This window comes from Listeria cornellensis FSL F6-0969, assembly GCF_000525855.1.
Lineage (GTDB): Bacteria > Bacillota > Bacilli > Lactobacillales > Listeriaceae > Listeria_A > Listeria_A cornellensis.
The window spans coordinates 37,787-54,201 of the sequence record NZ_AODE01000042.1; the positions used below are offsets into that span (position 1 = coordinate 37,787).

Here is a 16,415-nt window from a genome sequence, read left to right on the forward strand (position 1 = left end):
GGCATTTCGCTGTTAAAATATTGTTTGTTGATTTTCGGCCCTCGATGTGGTATACTGGAATTTAGTGAGGTGGGGGTACAAAATGTCAAAAACTATTGCAAGCATCAAACAAAATCTTGAATCCAGACTTGGTACAAGACTAACTTTGAAAGCTAACGGCGGACGTAAGAAAACAATCGAGCGTTGTGGCGTTTTAGCTGAAACTTATCCAGCTGTTTTTGTTGTTGAATTAGATCAAGACGAGAACAATTTTGAAAGAGTATCCTATAGTTATACAGACATTTTAACAGACACTGTGGAATTAGACTTTACCGACGATGTAAGTAAAGAATTAGCACTTTAATCACTAATATCTCAAGACCAGCTCCTAACTCGAGCTGGTTTTTTGATGTTTATGGTGTTGAGCATATGACAGATGAATCGGCGACAAGCGCTCGCAACGCAGTGATTCTCTGGACTTCCGGTTCTCACGTACGCCAGTACGCTCCGCTTCCGGCTTCCAGAGAATCACTGCGTTGCAACCGCTTTCGCTCGATTTGTGTAAAGCAGAATGTACGTCTTACGCAAAAATAAAATGAAGATCAATGCTTTTTAATCACATCTTGAGTAAACTTCGAAATGGGTTTAGTCTTCATGTTTTTACAGTATGCTCAGAAGTCTTTTTGAGTTTGGAGTACATATTTGGGCTTTGCTATGGTAGAATAAACAAAGAAGATTTGAGGAGCTGTGACCAAACTTGAAGTCAGGCGAAATTACTAACTTATTACTTTGGGTTGAACGATGGATGTTCCCTAAGAAAGGCTGTAGAAATGATGAAAATAAATGTGAAAGCACCTGCGAAAATTAATTTGTCATTGGATGCGCTATATAAGAGAAAAGATAATTATCATGAGCTTGAAATGGTGATGACCACGATTGACTTGGCGGATCGTCTGCAGTTAGTTTTGTTGGAGAAGGATGTCATCAAATTAGATGTGAAGGCGCATTTTATTCCGGATGATAGGCGGAATCTGGTGTATCAGGCGGCTGCGCTTTTGAAGGAACGGTTTTCAGTGAAGCAAGGTGTTGCGATAACACTTGATAAGAGTATTCCAGTTGCGGCTGGGCTTGCGGGTGGTAGTAGTGACGCCGCGGCTGCATTAAAAGGCTTGAACCAACTTTGGGATTTGAAGTTGACGCTTGAGGAACTTGCGGACTTAGGTGCTGAACTGGGATCAGATATTCCGTTTTGTTTGTATGGTGGGACGGCACTTGCGACTGGGCGCGGTGAAATTATTGAGCCGCTTCCGATGATGCCGAATTGCTGGATTGTGTTAGCGAAACCTTCGATTAGTGTTTCAACGCCGGGCGTTTACCGGGACTTGCGTGTCGGCGAAGTGGATCATCCGAACACAGCTGGTATGGTGCAGGCGGTTCGAGACGGTAGTTTTGAAGGGATTTGTGATAATATTGGGAACGTGCTGGAGACGGTGACGCTTGCCAAACATCCAGAAGTGAAGCGAATCAAAGAGAAGATGCTAGAATTTGGTGCAGATACGGCGTTAATGAGCGGTAGTGGGCCGACAGTGTTCGCTCTTGTAAAACAGTACTCTCGAGCAAAACGCGTTTATAACGGCTTGCGTGGCTTTTGTGAGGAAGTATATTTAGTTAGACCTTGGCAAGAAGAAAAATGATAAAGGAGTCGTGAAGTGATGAAAGTTATTTTTAATGCGGATGATTTTGGTTTGTCAAAAGGCGTTGTTTACGGAATTTTGGAAGCGTATAAACATGGTGTTGTAAAATCGACCACGATGCTTGCGAATTCGCCTGCGTTTGATTTGGGTGCTGAGGTTGCGAAGGAAAATCCAGGACTTGATATTGGGGTACATTTGACGCTGACGTTTGGTAGCCCGCTTTTGAAAGATGTACCTAGTCTGACTGCTGAGTCGGGGAAATTCTTGGCGCAAGACATGCTGAGAAGCTCTGCGGATAAGATTGATTTTGATGAAGTAGAGCGTGAATTCACAGCGCAAATCGAAAAAATTCTCGCAGCTGGTATTACCATATCCCATTTTGATACGCATCATTTAATCGAGCCAATCGTCTTACCTGTCATGCAAAAATTAGCGAAAAAATTACAATGTTGGCTTGCGTCGTTCTGTGCACGAGGCGGATTATACGGGCATTCCGACAACGGATCGTTTTTCTGATCAATTTTATGCAGACGGGATTACGGCGGACGTTGTCAAACAAGTCGTGAAGGCGCACGAGCATGATACGGAGACGTTAGAATTCATGTGCCATCCAGCGTTTATTGATGAAACGATGCTCAGCTTGACTTCTTATTCCGATTACCGAATCAAAGAGCTGACTTTCCTAACATCAGATGAGGTGCAGGAAGCGTTGAAATCTGTTGGAGCGGAAGTAGTTAGCTTTAAAGAAGTCATGAAATAAGAGGAATCGGGGGTTCGGTAAGTTACGTGTCAGGCTATGACTATCTTTTCCTCTAGAAAGCCTTTATAATAATGTTAAACACGTACAAAAAGGGCGAAATAGATTCTAATGTTTGGAAAAAGCTATTTTTAAAAAGAGGAGAAGAAGCAATATGAAAATTCGGCGTAGTGAACGTTTGATTGATATGACACAGTTTTTACTGAGCCATCCACGAAAACTTGTACCACTGACTTTATTTGCTGGGCGTTATAGTTCTGCGAAATCATCTATTAGTGAAGATTTAGTTATTATAAAGAAAACATTTGAAGATAGAGGTATAGGTACACTTGAGACTGTCCCAGGGGCTGCTGGTGGTGTGAAATACATTTCGATTGCGGATAATGCGGATGTCTTAGATTTCGTTCAAACGCTCTGTAATCGCATCGCTGAACCTAACCGTCTGCTTCCAGGTGGTTACTTATATTTATCAGATTTACTTGGTGAACCAGTGACGTTAAGCCAGATTGGCAAAATTTTAGCGACGAAATTTAATAAGCAAAAAATAGACGCGATTATGACGGTGGCAACAAAAGGGATTCCGATTGCGCAAGCCGTGGCGGAACATCTCAATGTCCCATTTGTCATTGTGCGTCGTGATAGTAAGGTCACAGAAGGTTCGACGGTAAGCATTAACTACGTTTCAGGCTCGAGTAAGCGTATCGAGAAAATGGAACTTTCGAAACGCAGTCTTCCGGAAGGATCGAACGTTGTTATTGTGGATGATTTCATGAAAGCGGGCGGAACGATTAACGGGATGAAGAACTTGCTAGAAGAGTTCAATGCCAAATTAGTCGGTATCGGTGTTTTGGTAGAGTCAGAATATGCGGAAGAGCGACTAGTAGACGATTATGTTTCCTTGGTGAAAATTAAGAATGTAGATGTCAAAGAAAAGCAAATCGAAGTGGTAGAAGGTAATTATTTTAACTACCCTAATCAATAAATGACGACTAGAATCTGGAGCAGCGAGTTATGCTGTTTTTGGAATTCTAGTTTTTTATATGAATGGAATATGAACAGATAAATACGACCTCCGCATGACTGGTTTTGATTTTATCTATGCTACAATAAGAACTTGTAGAAGGAACATGAACATTTCGTTAGGAGAATATTTATGTTTATGAACTTTTTATAGCATCGCTTGCCTACATACTGGGAGCTGACAAACAATTACTTAATTTGGAAGGAGCAACACACATGAAGAAATGGGTTAAATGGTTGATTGCAATCGTGATTATCGCGGCAATCGTAGTGGGAGCAGTATTATTTTTAGGATCTAAATCAGGATCAGATACAACAGCGACGAAGGACCTTGTGACGTCGAAAGTGAAACAAGGGGACATGAAGATCAATGCAACAGCAACGGGGGCCATTGTTCCGCAAAATCAACAAGCGCCTGATTATAAAGAATTAGAGTTACAAGTACAAATGGACGAACTAGATGTACCGAACGTGAAAAAAAAATCAAGAAGCTAAGATCTCCGTTACGGCAGTCCCTGACAAAACATATACAGGTAAAGTGAAGGAAATCGCAGAACAAGGAACTGTGATGAACGGCGTATCTTCTTTCTTAGTAACGATTTCGATTGATGATACAACGGATTTGAAATCAGGTATGACAGCAGATGCTTCTATTCTAGTAAATGAAAAAGCAGACGCACTATACGTTCCAATTGAAGCTGTTCAGAAGAATGATGACGGCAAATATTACGTACTCGTTCCTAAAAAAGGGAAAAATGAGACGACAAAAGAAGTAAAACAATATGTAACGACTGGGCTTCACAACGAAGATAATATGGAGATCACGAAAGGTCTAGAAAAAGGCGATGAAGTCATTTTGCCAACGAAATCGAACTCATCCCAACAACCAGGATTTTAAAAACTAGACCAAACAAGGAGGTGATCGCGTGACTAGTCCACTTATTGATATGAGAAATTTAACGAAAACATATACACTTGGCGGCGAGACATTTAAAGCATTGGACAATGTAACGCTTGCCGTTGAACAAGGCGAATTTTTAGCGATTGTCGGACCTTCTGGCTCTGGTAAGTCAACCTTGATGAACATGATTGGTTGCTTAGATGTGCCAGACTCTGGTGAATATCATTTAGATGGTGTCGATGTGGCAACGCTAAACGATAACAAACTGTCCGCTATTCGTAATAAAAAAATCGGATTTATTTTTCAACAGTTTAATTTATTGACGAAATTGTCGGCGCTTGAGAACGTCGAATTACCGTTGATCTATGGAGGTATGGGTGTCACGAAACGAGAAGAAATCGCGCTAGATTGTCTTCGCAAAGTAGGGCTGACAGATAAGAAACGTAATTTACCAACACAATTGTCTGGTGGGCAGCAACAGCGTGTCGCGATTGCACGTGCGCTTGCGGCTAACCCGCAAATTTTGCTAGCTGATGAGCCAACAGGAGCGCTTGATTCCAAAACGGGGAAAGAAGTTATGGGCATCTTGCAAGAATTGAATCAGGCTGGCAACACAATCGTAATGATTACACATGATCTTGATATTGCGAATTACGGAACGAGAACAATTCGAATTCAAGACGGTCAACTTTTCAATGAGGGGGTAGCAAAATGATCCGCCAAAGTATGAAAATGGCCTGGAAGCAGTTAAAAACAAGTAAGATGCGTTCCTTTCTGACGATGCTAGGAATTATTATCGGGGTATCCTCGGTTATTTTGTTAGTATCGCTTGGTAAAGGTGTGACGGACCAAGTCAACAGCCAAATGGGAGACCTAGGCTCAAACTTGGTGACAGTGATGAATACATCGACGAATCCTAACGATAAATTTACGTACGATGATGTCCTGAAATATAAAAATATCGATGGCGTCAAAAGTGTTTCCCCAGAGCTCTCGGGACAAGTCAAGGCAACCTTTGATTATAAATCCAAAGACTTGAAGCTTATCGGCACAAATGAGCAATATAAAGATGCTCGTGGATTGAAGCTAGATAAAGGACGCTTTTTACTGCCAATCGATGTCGAATATGGACAAAAAATTGCAGTAATCGGACCAAATGTAGCTAGTGATTTATTCGGTTTTTCAGATCCAATAGGAGAATATATCCGAGTGAATGGCATGCCGTATAAAGTGGTCGGTGTTTTAAAAGAAAAAGGCGCGTCAATGATGGGGTCAAGTGATGATCAAGTATTCGTACCTTTGACTGCAGCACAAAGGATGTTAAAAGATACCAATGTCCGGACCTTTTATGTAGAAACAGATACAGCAGAGGATGTCGATCGCGTTGTTAATACGTTAGAGTCGCGCTTATCTATTCATTTTGATTATAATGCGGCGGATTCAGCAAGTGGTGAATCGGCACCGTATCAAGTCATTAATCAGCAAGAAATCTTAAACGCATTTGATACGATTAGTTCGACACTTACAACAGCACTTGGAGCAATCGCGGGTATTTCCCTTGTTGTCGGCGGTATCGGAATTATGAATATCATGCTAGTTTCTGTATCTGAACGTACAAGAGAAATTGGTATCCGTAAAGCACTAGGTGCAAAAAAACGAGATATCCTTACGCAGTTCTTAATCGAATCTATCGTTATTAGTGTTGTTGGTGGTTTGGTAGGGATTGCTATCGGTGTATCCGGAGCCCTTGCATTTGGCTCGATTGCAGGCATACCATCAGGAATTACTGCGTCAACAATCATTGGTTCTTTCCTATTCTCCATGCTTATCGGTGTTGTTTTTGGTATTACACCAGCAAATAAAGCATCGAAATTACGCCCAATTGACGCGTTACGATCAGAATAATGACTATAAAAAAGAGGATTTATGTATAATAATCCTCTTTTTTTATTATTCAGTTGCTTATCTACATGTCTAAAAGTTCTTTGTTTGATGTAAATAATCAAATTTACGTCACAAATAGGGCTGTCATATATTTTTAATCTGTTTGTCATAATTGTGATGAAAAGGATTGTAAAAAGCGATTTTTACAACATGTTATAACATCTATTTATTATTAAGAAAGCTTACATATCAGTATTTAAAGAAGAAAAATAAACGGCATTACTAGTTGTCATAATTCAGATAGATTTGTAAAAAAAAATTAAAAAAAAGATGTGCAAAAATGGATCGAATAAACGAGTAATACACCATTTTTTGTATACTAAAAAATAGGGTATTTTTATTTTTTTTGCCACGAAACGTTCTAAAATAAAAGTAATAATGCATGCCGAATAATGAAGACAAACGTTGTACCAGTACATGTGTATACGTATTTTTTAAAGCGTAACATTTTATGGTATACAATTATATATTTATAAAAAACAATTCATTTTTGTCAATAAAAAATGCGCTATAAACAGCATTTTTATACGCGAAGTCACAAAGTTGTCAAATTTAGCTTTTTTTTATTATGATGTTGTTAGAGAAAAATTCTGGGCTTTCCTTTTTGGGAACAAGGAGTGATTGAAGGATTGCTTTTTGTATGGGAGAAATGTCGAGGGAACAATTCTCTAGTGTTATCTTTATGATGTTGCGTGTGTGTTGGATCAACAAGTAGCATGTCAACAAGAGCTAAGGTGGTGAAGAAAATGGAAATTACAGATGTGAGATTACGTCGAGTTGAGACTGATGGAAGAATGAAAGCTATTTCTTCAATTACTATTGACGGTGAATTCGTAGTACATGATATTCGCGTGATTGATGGTAATGATGGATTGTTTGTAGCAATGCCGAGTAAACGTACTCCAGATGGAGAGTTTCGTGACATCGCTCACCCAATTAATTCAGATACTCGTGCTAAAATTCAGGACGCTGTCTTAGTTGCTTATGCAGAAGCTGATGAAGTTGTCAGTGAAGTAGAAGAAGCAGCACCAGAAGCGGAAGAAGGAAATGAAGACTAAACACTACTTTTTATAGGAAATGGGTAAATGCTTGTTGTAAAAAGCGTATCTAAAGGGAATCCAAGTTTGTCCCAATGTAACAAGATGAAATAACCCGAAGAAACTATGAGAAGACAAAATGGGATAAGGAGTGACTAATAATGCAAGTAACTGATGTGAGATTACGTCGTGTAGAAACTGATGGAAGAATGAGAGCTATCGCTTCCATAACTTTAGATGAGGAATTTGTTGTTCATGATATTCGTGTTATTGACGGCAACAACGGTTTATTCGTGGCAATGCCGAGTAAACGTGGCGTTGACGGTGAGTTCCGTGATATCGCCCATCCAATCAATTCTGATACTCGTGGGAAAATCCAAGAGGTTGTACTTGCTGAATATGTTCGTGTAGGCGAAGAAGAATCAAGTGCCGTATCAGAAGACGTAGCGGTTGAAGAAGAAGTAACTGCTGAATAAATAATAATATAAATCCAAACAACCAGCCTAGCGCTGGTTGTTTTTTTTGACGAGATTGCTTGAAATGCATGTTATTTCGAAATAATTCCAACAATGCGAGCGCTTGCCGAGGATTTATTCATAGTAAGCATAAGATTAGGTTCTATTTACACCTTGAAAAAAAGCGGTTTTTACGGTATTATCATTATGAAGAATAGTGGATAATTGGAGGGTCTTGTCAATGATGAAAAGATATGCGGTTGTTTTAGCGGCTGGGCAAGGTACAAGAATGAAGTCGAAGCTTTATAAGGTTTTGCATCCTGTATGTGGAAAGCCGATGGTAGAACATGTAGTAGACCAAATCAGTCAGCTTGATCCTGATGAAGTCGTGACGATTGTTGGACACGGCGCGGAACAAGTGCAGACCCATTTGAAAGATAGAAGTGTGTTTGCTTTGCAAGAAGAGCAACTAGGGACTGCTCACGCGGTGTTACAGGCGAAGAGCGTACTAGGTGACAAAGAAGGTGTAACGCTTGTTGTGTGTGGCGATACGCCGCTTATTCAGGGTCATACGATGGAAGACTTATTGAAGTACCATCAAGAAAAACGTGCCAAAGCAACAATTTTAACAACTGTTTTAGATAATCCAATGGGATATGGACGGATTATCCGTGACGACCTAGGAATCGTAGAGAAAATTGTTGAGCAAAAAGATGCATCTGAAAAAGAGCAGCGTGTGAATGAAATCAACACGGGAACCTATTGTTTTGACAACCAAGCGTTATTTGAAGCGTTAGCAAAAGTATCCAATGAAAATGCGCAAGGTGAGTATTATTTGCCAGACGTTATCAAAATTTTAAAAGATGAAGATGAGGTTGTTGCGGCCTATCGCATGGAAAATGCGAAAGAATCGCTTGGCGTGAACGATCGCGTAGCTTTAGCAGAGGCGCAAGAGATTATGCGTCACCGAATCAATGAGAAGCACATGCGTAATGGTGTAACGCTGATTGATCCGACGAACACGTATATCGATGTCGATGTTGAAATCGGTCAAGATACGATTGTTGGACCAAATGTTTCGATTCACGGTAAAACGGTTATCGGGGCTGATTGCGAAATTACAGGGGCGAGTGTGCTTGATAATGCAATTCTAGGTGAGCGCGTCCAAGTGAAACATTCCTCTATCTATGACAGCAAAGTCGGCGATGATGTCCAAGTAGGACCTTACTCGCATTTGCGTCCTGAATCAGAAATCAGTGAAGGCGTGAAAATCGGTAACTTTGTGGAAACGAAGAAAGCGACGATCGGTAAAAATACGAAAATCCCGCATTTTATCTATATGGGTGACGCAGAAATCGGCGAGAATGTCAACATCGGTTGTGGTTCTATCGCGGTGAATTATGATGGCAAAAATAAAGCCAAAACAATTATCGGCGATGACGTCTTTATTGGTTGCAACTCCAACTTAGTAGCACCGGTGAACATTGGCAATCGCGCCTTTGTAGCAGCAGGCACAACGGTTACAAAAGATGTACCAGAAGACGCCCTTGCAATTTCCCGCGTGAAACAAGAAAATAAAGAAGGATACGCTAAGAAACTGAATTTTGGTAAGTAGTCATTTGTAATGGGGTTGTACATCGGTTCGCTGATAATGCAACCCTAACCATTCAAAAATTATATAAAATCTATGTGGAGGCTGATTATGTCTAACGATTATTTTGATCCAAAGTTAAAAATTTTCTCTTTAAATTCCAACCCAGCACTGGCGGCGGAAATCGCGGAAGTAGCAGGAATTAATTTAGGGAAGTCCAGCGTGACCCATTTTAGTGATGGCGAAATTCAGATTAATATTGAAGAGAGTATCCGTGGTTGTCACGTCTATGTTGTGCAGTCCACTGGTTTTCCAGTTAACCAAAATCTGATGGAACTTTTGATCATGATTGATGCACTTAAGAGAGCTTCAGCAAAAACAATTAACATTGTGATGCCATATTACGGTTATGCTCGTCAAGACCGTAAAGCGCGTAGTCGTGAGCCGATCACGGCAAAACTTGTAGCCAACCTCATTGAAAAAGCAGGAGCTACACGTATGATTACACTAGATCTTCATGCACCACAAATTCAAGGTTTCTTTGATATCCCAATTGATCACTTGAACGCGGTTCGTTTGCTATCAAACTATTTCAGTTCGCATCATATCGACGAAGATTTAGTTGTTGTTTCTCCAGATCATGGTGGCGTAACAAGAGCTCGTAAGATGGCTGATCGCTTGAAAGCACCAATTGCAATCATTGACAAACGTCGTCCACGTCCAAATGTGGCGGAAGTCATGAATATCGTTGGTAATGTAGATGGTAAAGTGGCTATTTTAATTGATGATATTATTGATACAGCAGGTACGATCACGCTTGCAGCCAATGCTTTAATCGAGAGTGGTGCAACGAAAGTATACGCTTGTTGTTCGCACCCAGTCTTGTCTGGCCCAGCGATCGAACGTATTAATAATTCAGCGATTGAGAAATTGATCGTGACTAATTCACTCGTTTTACCAGAGGATAAATGGATTGATAAAATCGAACAATTATCTGTAGGACCGTTACTTGGCGAAGCAATCGTTCGCGTACACAAGAACGAGTCAGTAAGCCCATTATTTGATTAAAACAGAAAATACATAGCGCAGGCCTCCTTCCTAGGATGTCTGCGTTTTTGTTTAGGAAAGTATAAAGCGCCTCCCAACTTTTCCTATCTTGAAGATATTATGTTATAATGAGGAATGTAATAGTCTATCATTTGATAAATTTCGCCATGGCTAGAAACAAGGTCAGGCGCGGATTGTTACATGGGAAATAAAGCATTCAATTATCTCATAAAGAAAGACATTTTTCAGTTGCAACATAAGGGTTATTTCTCAAAAAATATAAGGTATCGCCAATGGAGCGATTTTAGAAATGGGAGGACTGGTTAAAGATGGCCGAAAAGAAAATTCTAGTTGTAGATGATGAAAAGCCGATAGCTGATATTGTGAAATTTAATTTAAATAAAGAAGGATTTGACGTATATTGCGCGTATGATGGTGATGAAGCCATTGATTTAGTGGAGGAAATTCAGCCTGATTTGATTTTACTTGATATCATGTTGCCTGGTCGCGACGGTATTGAAGTATGTCGCGAGGTTCGTAAAAAATATGACATGCCAATTATTATGGTGACAGCAAAAGACTCCGAGATTGATAAGGTGTTAGGTCTTGAGCTGGGCGCGGACGATTACGTGACGAAACCGTTTAGTAATCGTGAGTTAATCGCACGTGTGAAAGCGAATTTGCGTCGTCATAGTACAGCTGGAAGTGCCGCTGCAGAAGAGGAAGAAAACAGTGAATTGGAAATTGGTTCGCTTATTATTCATCCGGATGCGTATGTTGCTTCTAAGCGTGGCGAGACGATTGAACTGACTCACCGCGAGTTCGAATTGCTACATTATTTGGCGAAGCATATGGGACAAGTTATGACTCGGGAGCATTTATTGCAAACGGTTTGGGGTTATGACTATTTTGGTGATGTACGGACGGTCGATGTGACGGTACGCCGTTTACGTGAGAAAATTGAAGATAATCCAAGTCATCCAGCATGGCTTGTAACACGACGGGGAGTAGGCTACTATTTACGTAACCCTGAACAGGAGTAAAAATTATGCGGAGAATGAAGTTTTTTCAGTCGGTCCAATTTAGATTTGTCATGATTTATTTATTGCTTATTTTAGTAGCAATGCAAGTAATTGGGGCTTATTTTGTGCGAGAATTGCAGGATCAATTGGAGAAGAACTTTAAAACAGCGATTACTAATAGTGTGAATTTATTGGAGTATAATGTTCGTGAAGAAATGTTGAAATATACGAACGATGACCAGACGAAACTCGAGAGTGACATCCAAAGCATGTTGCTCGATTTCGTTCGTGGTAGTAATGATTTTGAGAATGTGCTAGTCGTAGATAATAAGATGAAAATCATTGGGACATCAGATGTGGACAATCAGGGTATTGTTGGCCAGGTCTCGACGAATAAGATGATTAAAAACACGATAAATAGTGGGAATGGCGAAAATAAAATCTTCATGGGGAAAAATCCAAAACGGCAAATTTGGGTGGATGTTACCCCGATTACTTCAAAAGGAGAGGTTATTGGCGCCATCTATTTGGCTACGGATATTGAGTCGGTTTATGAGCAGGTGGATAGTATTACGAGTATTTTTATCACAGGGACGCTACTTGCGATGATTATTACGGCGATTCTTGGTATTTTACTATCGCGAACGATTACGAAGCCGATTACGGATATGAAACGGCAGGCTTTTGCGATGGCTCGAGGGAACTATACGCGAAAAGTAAAAGTGTATGGCATGGATGAAATCGGACAATTGGCGGAATCGTTTAATGCGCTCACGAAACGGGTGCAGGAAGCGCAGGCCATGACGGAAGGGGAACGGCGAAAGTTGTCGTCGGTACTTTCTTACATGACGGATGGTGTGATTGCAACGGATCGCCGCGGGAAGGTCATTTTGATTAATACGCCAGCTGAGAAAATGCTGAAAATGGCGCATGAGAGTGCGAATGGGAAGCCAATTATTGACGTGCTTGGCGTGTCAGAGGACTATTCCTTTGATGATTTGATGGAGTTGGAAGAGCCGCTTACGATGGATCGCAGTACGTTTGAGGAGCCGTATATTTTACGGGCAAACTTGTCGGTGATTCAGCGGGAAACTGGGTTTGTGAACGGGATTATTGCCGTTTTGCATGATATTACGGACCAGGAAAAAGTGGATCAGGAACGTCGCGATTTTGTATCAAATGTGTCGCATGAGCTTCGGACGCCGCTTACGAGTATGCGCAGTTATTTAGAGGCGCTAAGTGATGGTGCATGGCGTGATGAAGAGATTGCCCCACGTTTTCTTGAGGTGACGCAGAGCGAGACGGAGCGAATGATTCGATTGGTGAATGATCTGCTGAAATTATCAAGAATGGACAGTGGACGCACGAATTTGGATAAGAATTTTGTGAATTTTAATGACTTTTTTAATCATATTATTGACCGTTTTGAAATGATGAAAAAGGATGGTATTACGTTTAAGCGTCAGTTCACGCGTGAGCCGGTTATTATTGAAATTGATGAGGATAAAATTATGCAGGTGATGGATAATATTATCTCGAATGCGAATAAATATTCACCAGATGGTGGCCGGATTACGTTCTACTTGTGGAAGCGGGGCGAAGAGATTGAGGTTAGCATCAGTGATGAAGGTATGGGGATTCCAGAGGAGGATTTGACGAAAGTGTTTGATCGTTTCTTCCGTGTGGACAAGGCGAGGTCGCGGGAAATGGGCGGAACTGGTCTGGGGCTTGCGATTGCGCGTGATGTTATTACAGCGCACGGCGGCGAAATCTGGGCAGAGCGTAATCGCGGGAAAGGTACAACCATCTCGTTTACGTTGCCATACAATGACTTACCGGAGGATGATTGGGAATGAAGGGTACAAAAATAAGAGGAATAATCCTCACTGTGCTTGTAGTTATCAGTATTTTCCTAAGCTACAGCCTCTGGAAAGTGCAACCAGATTATGAAGTGATCGATAATGAAACGGTGAAAAAGGAACAGATTGCGAAGTTACGCCAGCCAGAACAGGTTTTTAGGCCGACGATGGTGTATTATCATCAGAATGACAACAACCATTACATGACCCAAAATGTAACGATGATTAACGCGCTTGTGAAGGCTGGTACGACGTTCGATTTTTCTGAATTGGTACGGACGGATAAAATGACGGCGAGTTACCAAGGGATGATGCATCAGAAGAATTCGATGGAACTAGTTTTCCCGAATGCTGTACCGCTTTCGATTTATAGTCAGGTTTTTAGATTGAAGGGCGATAATTTTGACTTGAATTCGTTTAATCGGATTACGTTTAATTTGACTAAGTCGGAGAATGGTTTGTTCTCTGTATATTTTGGAAATGACTCGAATGAGCAGATTTATCAGGGCTCGATTCAGCAGGAGCAGGTTGATATGTTGAAGCAGGTTTTGACAGAGCAGAAAACGGTAATGGCTTCTGTGAATGAGTTGTATAAGAATAAGCAATATTTGTTCCTTAGTGATGAGCCGGTGAAGTTGCAACAGCAGCAATATGTGATTGAAACGATTGATATTGGATTGTTTAAAAAATGCGTTGTTTGGCGATGGGAGCAAGGTGAAGGGGCAGGATAACTCGTTTACAAATGGTTCGAGTTCGATGACGGTGAATCCGGAAGAAAAGGTGCTCACGTATGTGGATCCGGCGCAAGAACGTCGTGATACATCGCAGCTTAGCAGTGCGATGAAGTCGGAACAGATTCAGTCGAGTTTTAATTTTGTGAATGATCATTGGGGCTGGACGGGGAATTATTATTATTCTGGTTATGCAGCGGATAGCTCGGCAACCGCGTTTTCGCTGTTCGTGCAGGGGTTGCCTGTATTTAACGATGATGGTATGTCTCAGATTCTGGTGACGGAGGGGACAGAAGGTGTGTATAAATACCAGCGCCCGTTCTTCAAACTAGGTGCACAAATTACGACGGAGTCAAAAGAAGTGACGTTGCCGAGTTCGGTGAGCGTTTATGAAAACCTAATTAAGACGGTGGATCCAGATGATATTCAGATGATTGTTCCTGGGTATGTGATGGGCTACGAACAAAATAATAACAGTTATAATCGTGTTGTGGAACTGAAGCCTGCTTGGTTTTATAAATATAACGGTACGTGGACGCCTGTAGTGGGAGGCGAATCGTAATGGATTGGAAAAAAACAGAAACGATTTTTATTATCGCCTTCTTGATTTTGGATATTTTCTTATTGGTGTTGTTTATTGATTCTAGAATGTCTTCTTCGCCAACACCGCTCGTGAGTCAGACGCTGGAAGAAAAGCTGAAATCGGAAAATATTACGTATGGTAAAATTCCGTCTAATCCGGAGAAAGGTTCTTATTTATCAACGGAGCCGCTCGCTTTTACGCAGAAGGATATCAATGATTCGAAGGGGCAGAAGATTTCGGTTTTGAATGCGAATCAGCGTATTTATTCTTTGCTGAACAAGCCTGTAAAGATTGATCCGGATAAGTATGGCGCGGATTTGATGCCATTTTTGAAGAGTGATGTTTTTGAAGGGGATCGGTATACGTACTGGAGTTATGATTCCGAGAGGCGCGAGATGACCTTTAATCAGAAAATTGATGGGCGGCCTGTGTTGTTTAATACGAATGGACAGATTGTGTTTAATTTGAACAAGGATAATGAGGTTATTTCGTATCAGCAAACGATGCTTGGTGATACGCAGATGTTCGATGAAAAGGACGATGTGATTTCGGGAACGGATGCATTGGAGGTACTCCATCAGCATGGCGATTTGAAGCAGAATAGTAAGATTGTGAATACGACGCTTGGTTATTATAATTTGGTGAGTTTGCCGAGTTCGGATGTGTACTTGCCTGTGTGGGCTTTTGAGGTGAAGCATGATAAGCAGACGACATTTTTCCTTGTGAATGGCTTGGAGGGGTCTGTGATTAATACGAACGATGCGCAGACGAAGCAGGAAGTTCCGAATGCGGAAAGTGACGTTACTCGGAAAGCGCGATAGTAGAATGAAAATTGGGAGAGCTTTGGAAAATATGAGGTTTCTCCTTTTTTCGTGCAATTGTGTTTTTTTTCGTTGTACAATAAGATTATGGAATTTTTAAGGGGGCTAGAAAGAGATGTTTGCAAAGGAAGTCAAGACAGCGAATCAGGCGACGGATCAGCTCCGTTTTAGTATATTGGCAAGTGGTAGCTCAGGAAATGCGACGTTGATTGAGACGGCGGATCAGACGATTTTGGTGGATTGTGGCTTGAGTGGTAAGAAAATCGAGCATTTGTTCAGCGAAGTTGGGCGGAGCGTGACGGATGTGGACGCAATTTTGGTGACGCACGAGCATGTGGATCATATTAAAGGGCTTGGTGTGCTGGCGCGGCGTTATGAGGTACCTGTTTATGCGAATGCAAAGACGTGGGCTGCGATGGAAACCTCGATTGGCGAAATTAATTTGGCGCAAAAGTTTCAGTTTGATATGGAAACGGTGAAATCATTCGGCAGTTTGCAAGTGGAATCGTTCGGGGTTTCGCATGATGCGGCGGAACCGATGTTTTACATTTTTCACAGTGGCAAGAAAAAGTTCGTCATGATTACGGATACGGGCTATGTCAGTGACCGCATGAAGGGACACATTGCGAATGCGGATGCATATCTTTTTGAGAGCAATCATGATGTGGAGATGTTGCGAATGGGGCGTTATCCTTGGAATGTGAAGCGTCGTATTTTGGGCGATGAGGGTCACGTTTCGAATGAGGATGCTGGCATTGCGATGAGTGAAGTGATTGGTGACGCGACAAAACGGATTTATCTTGGACATTTGAGCAAAGATAATAATATGAAGGATTTGGCGAGAATGGCCGTTTCACAAACATTGGCTGGTGAGGGAATCATTATTGGTGAGCAAGTTGATCTTTTTGATACAGATCCTGAGATTCCGACACCGATTTTTACGATTTAATGTGAGTTGTTGCAAAAAATTTAAT

The 16,415-nt window shown here is 41.2% G+C and carries 15 protein-coding genes and 2 pseudogenes; all 17 read left to right on the forward strand.

The genetic code is table 11. The annotated features are described in order from the left end of the window. Positions 1-82: 82 nt before the first annotated feature. The 17 genes and pseudogenes from veg (at position 83) to PCORN_RS15305 (ending at position 16,390) form a co-directional block, all read left to right on the forward strand. Positions 83-343, forward strand: coding sequence for a biofilm formation stimulator Veg (veg, locus tag PCORN_RS15230; RefSeq protein ID WP_036060632.1), 261 nt, complete (start codon positions 83-85; stop codon positions 341-343). Positions 344-812: 469 nt separating this feature from the next. After that, the gene (ispE, locus tag PCORN_RS15235) at positions 813-1,673 is read left to right on the forward strand and encodes a 4-(cytidine 5'-diphospho)-2-C-methyl-D-erythritol kinase (protein WP_036082184.1); all 861 of its coding nucleotides are present in this window, start codon (positions 813-815) and stop codon (positions 1,671-1,673) included. Between the two features lie 18 nt (positions 1,674-1,691). Then, positions 1,692-2,433 (forward strand): annotated as a pseudogene (chbG, locus tag PCORN_RS15240) (chitin disaccharide deacetylase). 151 nt (positions 2,434-2,584) lie between these two features. Beyond that, the gene (gene purR / locus PCORN_RS15245; RefSeq protein WP_036082155.1) at positions 2,585-3,412 is read left to right on the forward strand and encodes a pur operon repressor; all 828 of its coding nucleotides are present in this window, start codon (positions 2,585-2,587) and stop codon (positions 3,410-3,412) included. A gap of 254 nt (positions 3,413-3,666) precedes the next feature. Then, positions 3,667-4,348 (forward strand): annotated as a pseudogene (locus PCORN_RS15250) (efflux RND transporter periplasmic adaptor subunit). A 28-nt stretch (positions 4,349-4,376) separates the two neighbouring features. Then, on the forward strand, positions 4,377-5,066 hold the full coding sequence (locus PCORN_RS15255) for an ABC transporter ATP-binding protein (RefSeq protein WP_149024385.1): 690 nt from the start codon (positions 4,377-4,379) through the stop codon (positions 5,064-5,066). Further along, complete coding sequence (locus PCORN_RS15260; protein ID WP_036082157.1) at positions 5,063-6,256, forward strand: ABC transporter permease; 1,194 nt, start codon at positions 5,063-5,065, stop codon at positions 6,254-6,256. The genes PCORN_RS15255 and PCORN_RS15260 overlap by 4 nt, the downstream gene beginning before the upstream one ends. Positions 6,257-7,041: 785 nt before the next feature. After that, complete coding sequence (gene spoVG / locus PCORN_RS15265; protein ID WP_036082159.1) at positions 7,042-7,353, forward strand: septation regulator SpoVG; 312 nt, start codon at positions 7,042-7,044, stop codon at positions 7,351-7,353. A gap of 140 nt (positions 7,354-7,493) precedes the next feature. Next, positions 7,494-7,808: a septation regulator SpoVG gene (spoVG, locus tag PCORN_RS15270; RefSeq protein ID WP_036061445.1), complete on the forward strand. Its 315-nt coding sequence runs from the start codon at positions 7,494-7,496 to the stop codon at positions 7,806-7,808. Between the two features lie 220 nt (positions 7,809-8,028). Next, positions 8,029-9,402: a bifunctional UDP-N-acetylglucosamine diphosphorylase/glucosamine-1-phosphate N-acetyltransferase GlmU gene (glmU, locus tag PCORN_RS15275; protein ID WP_036082161.1), complete on the forward strand. Its 1,374-nt coding sequence runs from the start codon at positions 8,029-8,031 to the stop codon at positions 9,400-9,402. Positions 9,403-9,489: 87 nt separating this feature from the next. Beyond that, a complete protein-coding gene (locus tag PCORN_RS15280; protein ID WP_036082163.1) occupies positions 9,490-10,446 on the forward strand; it encodes a ribose-phosphate diphosphokinase in 957 nt (318 codons plus the stop codon). Positions 10,447-10,754: 308 nt separating this feature from the next. Continuing rightward, complete coding sequence (gene yycF, locus PCORN_RS15285; RefSeq protein ID WP_036082165.1) at positions 10,755-11,468, forward strand: response regulator YycF; 714 nt, start codon at positions 10,755-10,757, stop codon at positions 11,466-11,468. A gap of 5 nt (positions 11,469-11,473) precedes the next feature. After that, complete coding sequence (walK, locus tag PCORN_RS15290; protein WP_036082166.1) at positions 11,474-13,303, forward strand: cell wall metabolism sensor histidine kinase WalK; 1,830 nt, start codon at positions 11,474-11,476, stop codon at positions 13,301-13,303. Continuing rightward, positions 13,300-14,037 (forward strand): two-component system activity regulator YycH, encoded by a 738-nt coding sequence (yycH, locus tag PCORN_RS20960; protein ID WP_051999534.1) that lies wholly within the window; start codon positions 13,300-13,302, stop codon positions 14,035-14,037. Before walK ends, yycH (PCORN_RS20960) begins: the two co-directional genes overlap by 4 nt. Then, positions 14,021-14,599 (forward strand): two-component system activity regulator YycH, encoded by a 579-nt coding sequence (yycH, locus tag PCORN_RS20965; protein WP_159102618.1) that lies wholly within the window; start codon positions 14,021-14,023, stop codon positions 14,597-14,599. Before yycH (PCORN_RS20960) ends, yycH (PCORN_RS20965) begins: the two co-directional genes overlap by 17 nt. Next, a complete protein-coding gene (locus tag PCORN_RS15300) occupies positions 14,599-15,441 on the forward strand; it encodes a two-component system regulatory protein YycI (protein WP_036082170.1) in 843 nt (280 codons plus the stop codon). Before yycH (PCORN_RS20965) ends, PCORN_RS15300 begins: the two co-directional genes overlap by 1 nt. Positions 15,442-15,556: 115 nt before the next feature. After that, the gene (locus PCORN_RS15305) at positions 15,557-16,390 is read left to right on the forward strand and encodes an MBL fold metallo-hydrolase (protein WP_051999536.1); all 834 of its coding nucleotides are present in this window, start codon (positions 15,557-15,559) and stop codon (positions 16,388-16,390) included. The last annotated feature ends 25 nt before the right edge of the window (positions 16,391-16,415 follow it).

Coding starts and splice junctions, on each gene's coding strand:
- veg (WP_036060632.1), top strand. CDS start 83: ATGTCAAAAACTATTGCAAGCATCAAACAAAATCTTGAATCCAGACTT.
- ispE (WP_036082184.1), top strand. CDS start 813: ATGAAAATAAATGTGAAAGCACCTGCGAAAATTAATTTGTCATTGGAT.
- purR (WP_036082155.1), top strand. CDS start 2,585: ATGAAAATTCGGCGTAGTGAACGTTTGATTGATATGACACAGTTTTTA.
- PCORN_RS15260 (WP_036082157.1), top strand. CDS start 5,063: ATGATCCGCCAAAGTATGAAAATGGCCTGGAAGCAGTTAAAAACAAGT.
- spoVG (WP_036082159.1), top strand. CDS start 7,042: ATGGAAATTACAGATGTGAGATTACGTCGAGTTGAGACTGATGGAAGA.
- spoVG (WP_036061445.1), top strand. CDS start 7,494: ATGCAAGTAACTGATGTGAGATTACGTCGTGTAGAAACTGATGGAAGA.
- glmU (WP_036082161.1), top strand. CDS start 8,029: ATGATGAAAAGATATGCGGTTGTTTTAGCGGCTGGGCAAGGTACAAGA.
- PCORN_RS15280 (WP_036082163.1), top strand. CDS start 9,490: ATGTCTAACGATTATTTTGATCCAAAGTTAAAAATTTTCTCTTTAAAT.
- yycF (WP_036082165.1), top strand. CDS start 10,755: ATGGCCGAAAAGAAAATTCTAGTTGTAGATGATGAAAAGCCGATAGCT.
- walK (WP_036082166.1), top strand. CDS start 11,474: ATGCGGAGAATGAAGTTTTTTCAGTCGGTCCAATTTAGATTTGTCATG.
- yycH (WP_051999534.1), top strand. CDS start 13,300: ATGAAGGGTACAAAAATAAGAGGAATAATCCTCACTGTGCTTGTAGTT.
- PCORN_RS15300 (WP_036082170.1), top strand. CDS start 14,599: ATGGATTGGAAAAAAACAGAAACGATTTTTATTATCGCCTTCTTGATT.
- PCORN_RS15305 (WP_051999536.1), top strand. CDS start 15,557: ATGTTTGCAAAGGAAGTCAAGACAGCGAATCAGGCGACGGATCAGCTC.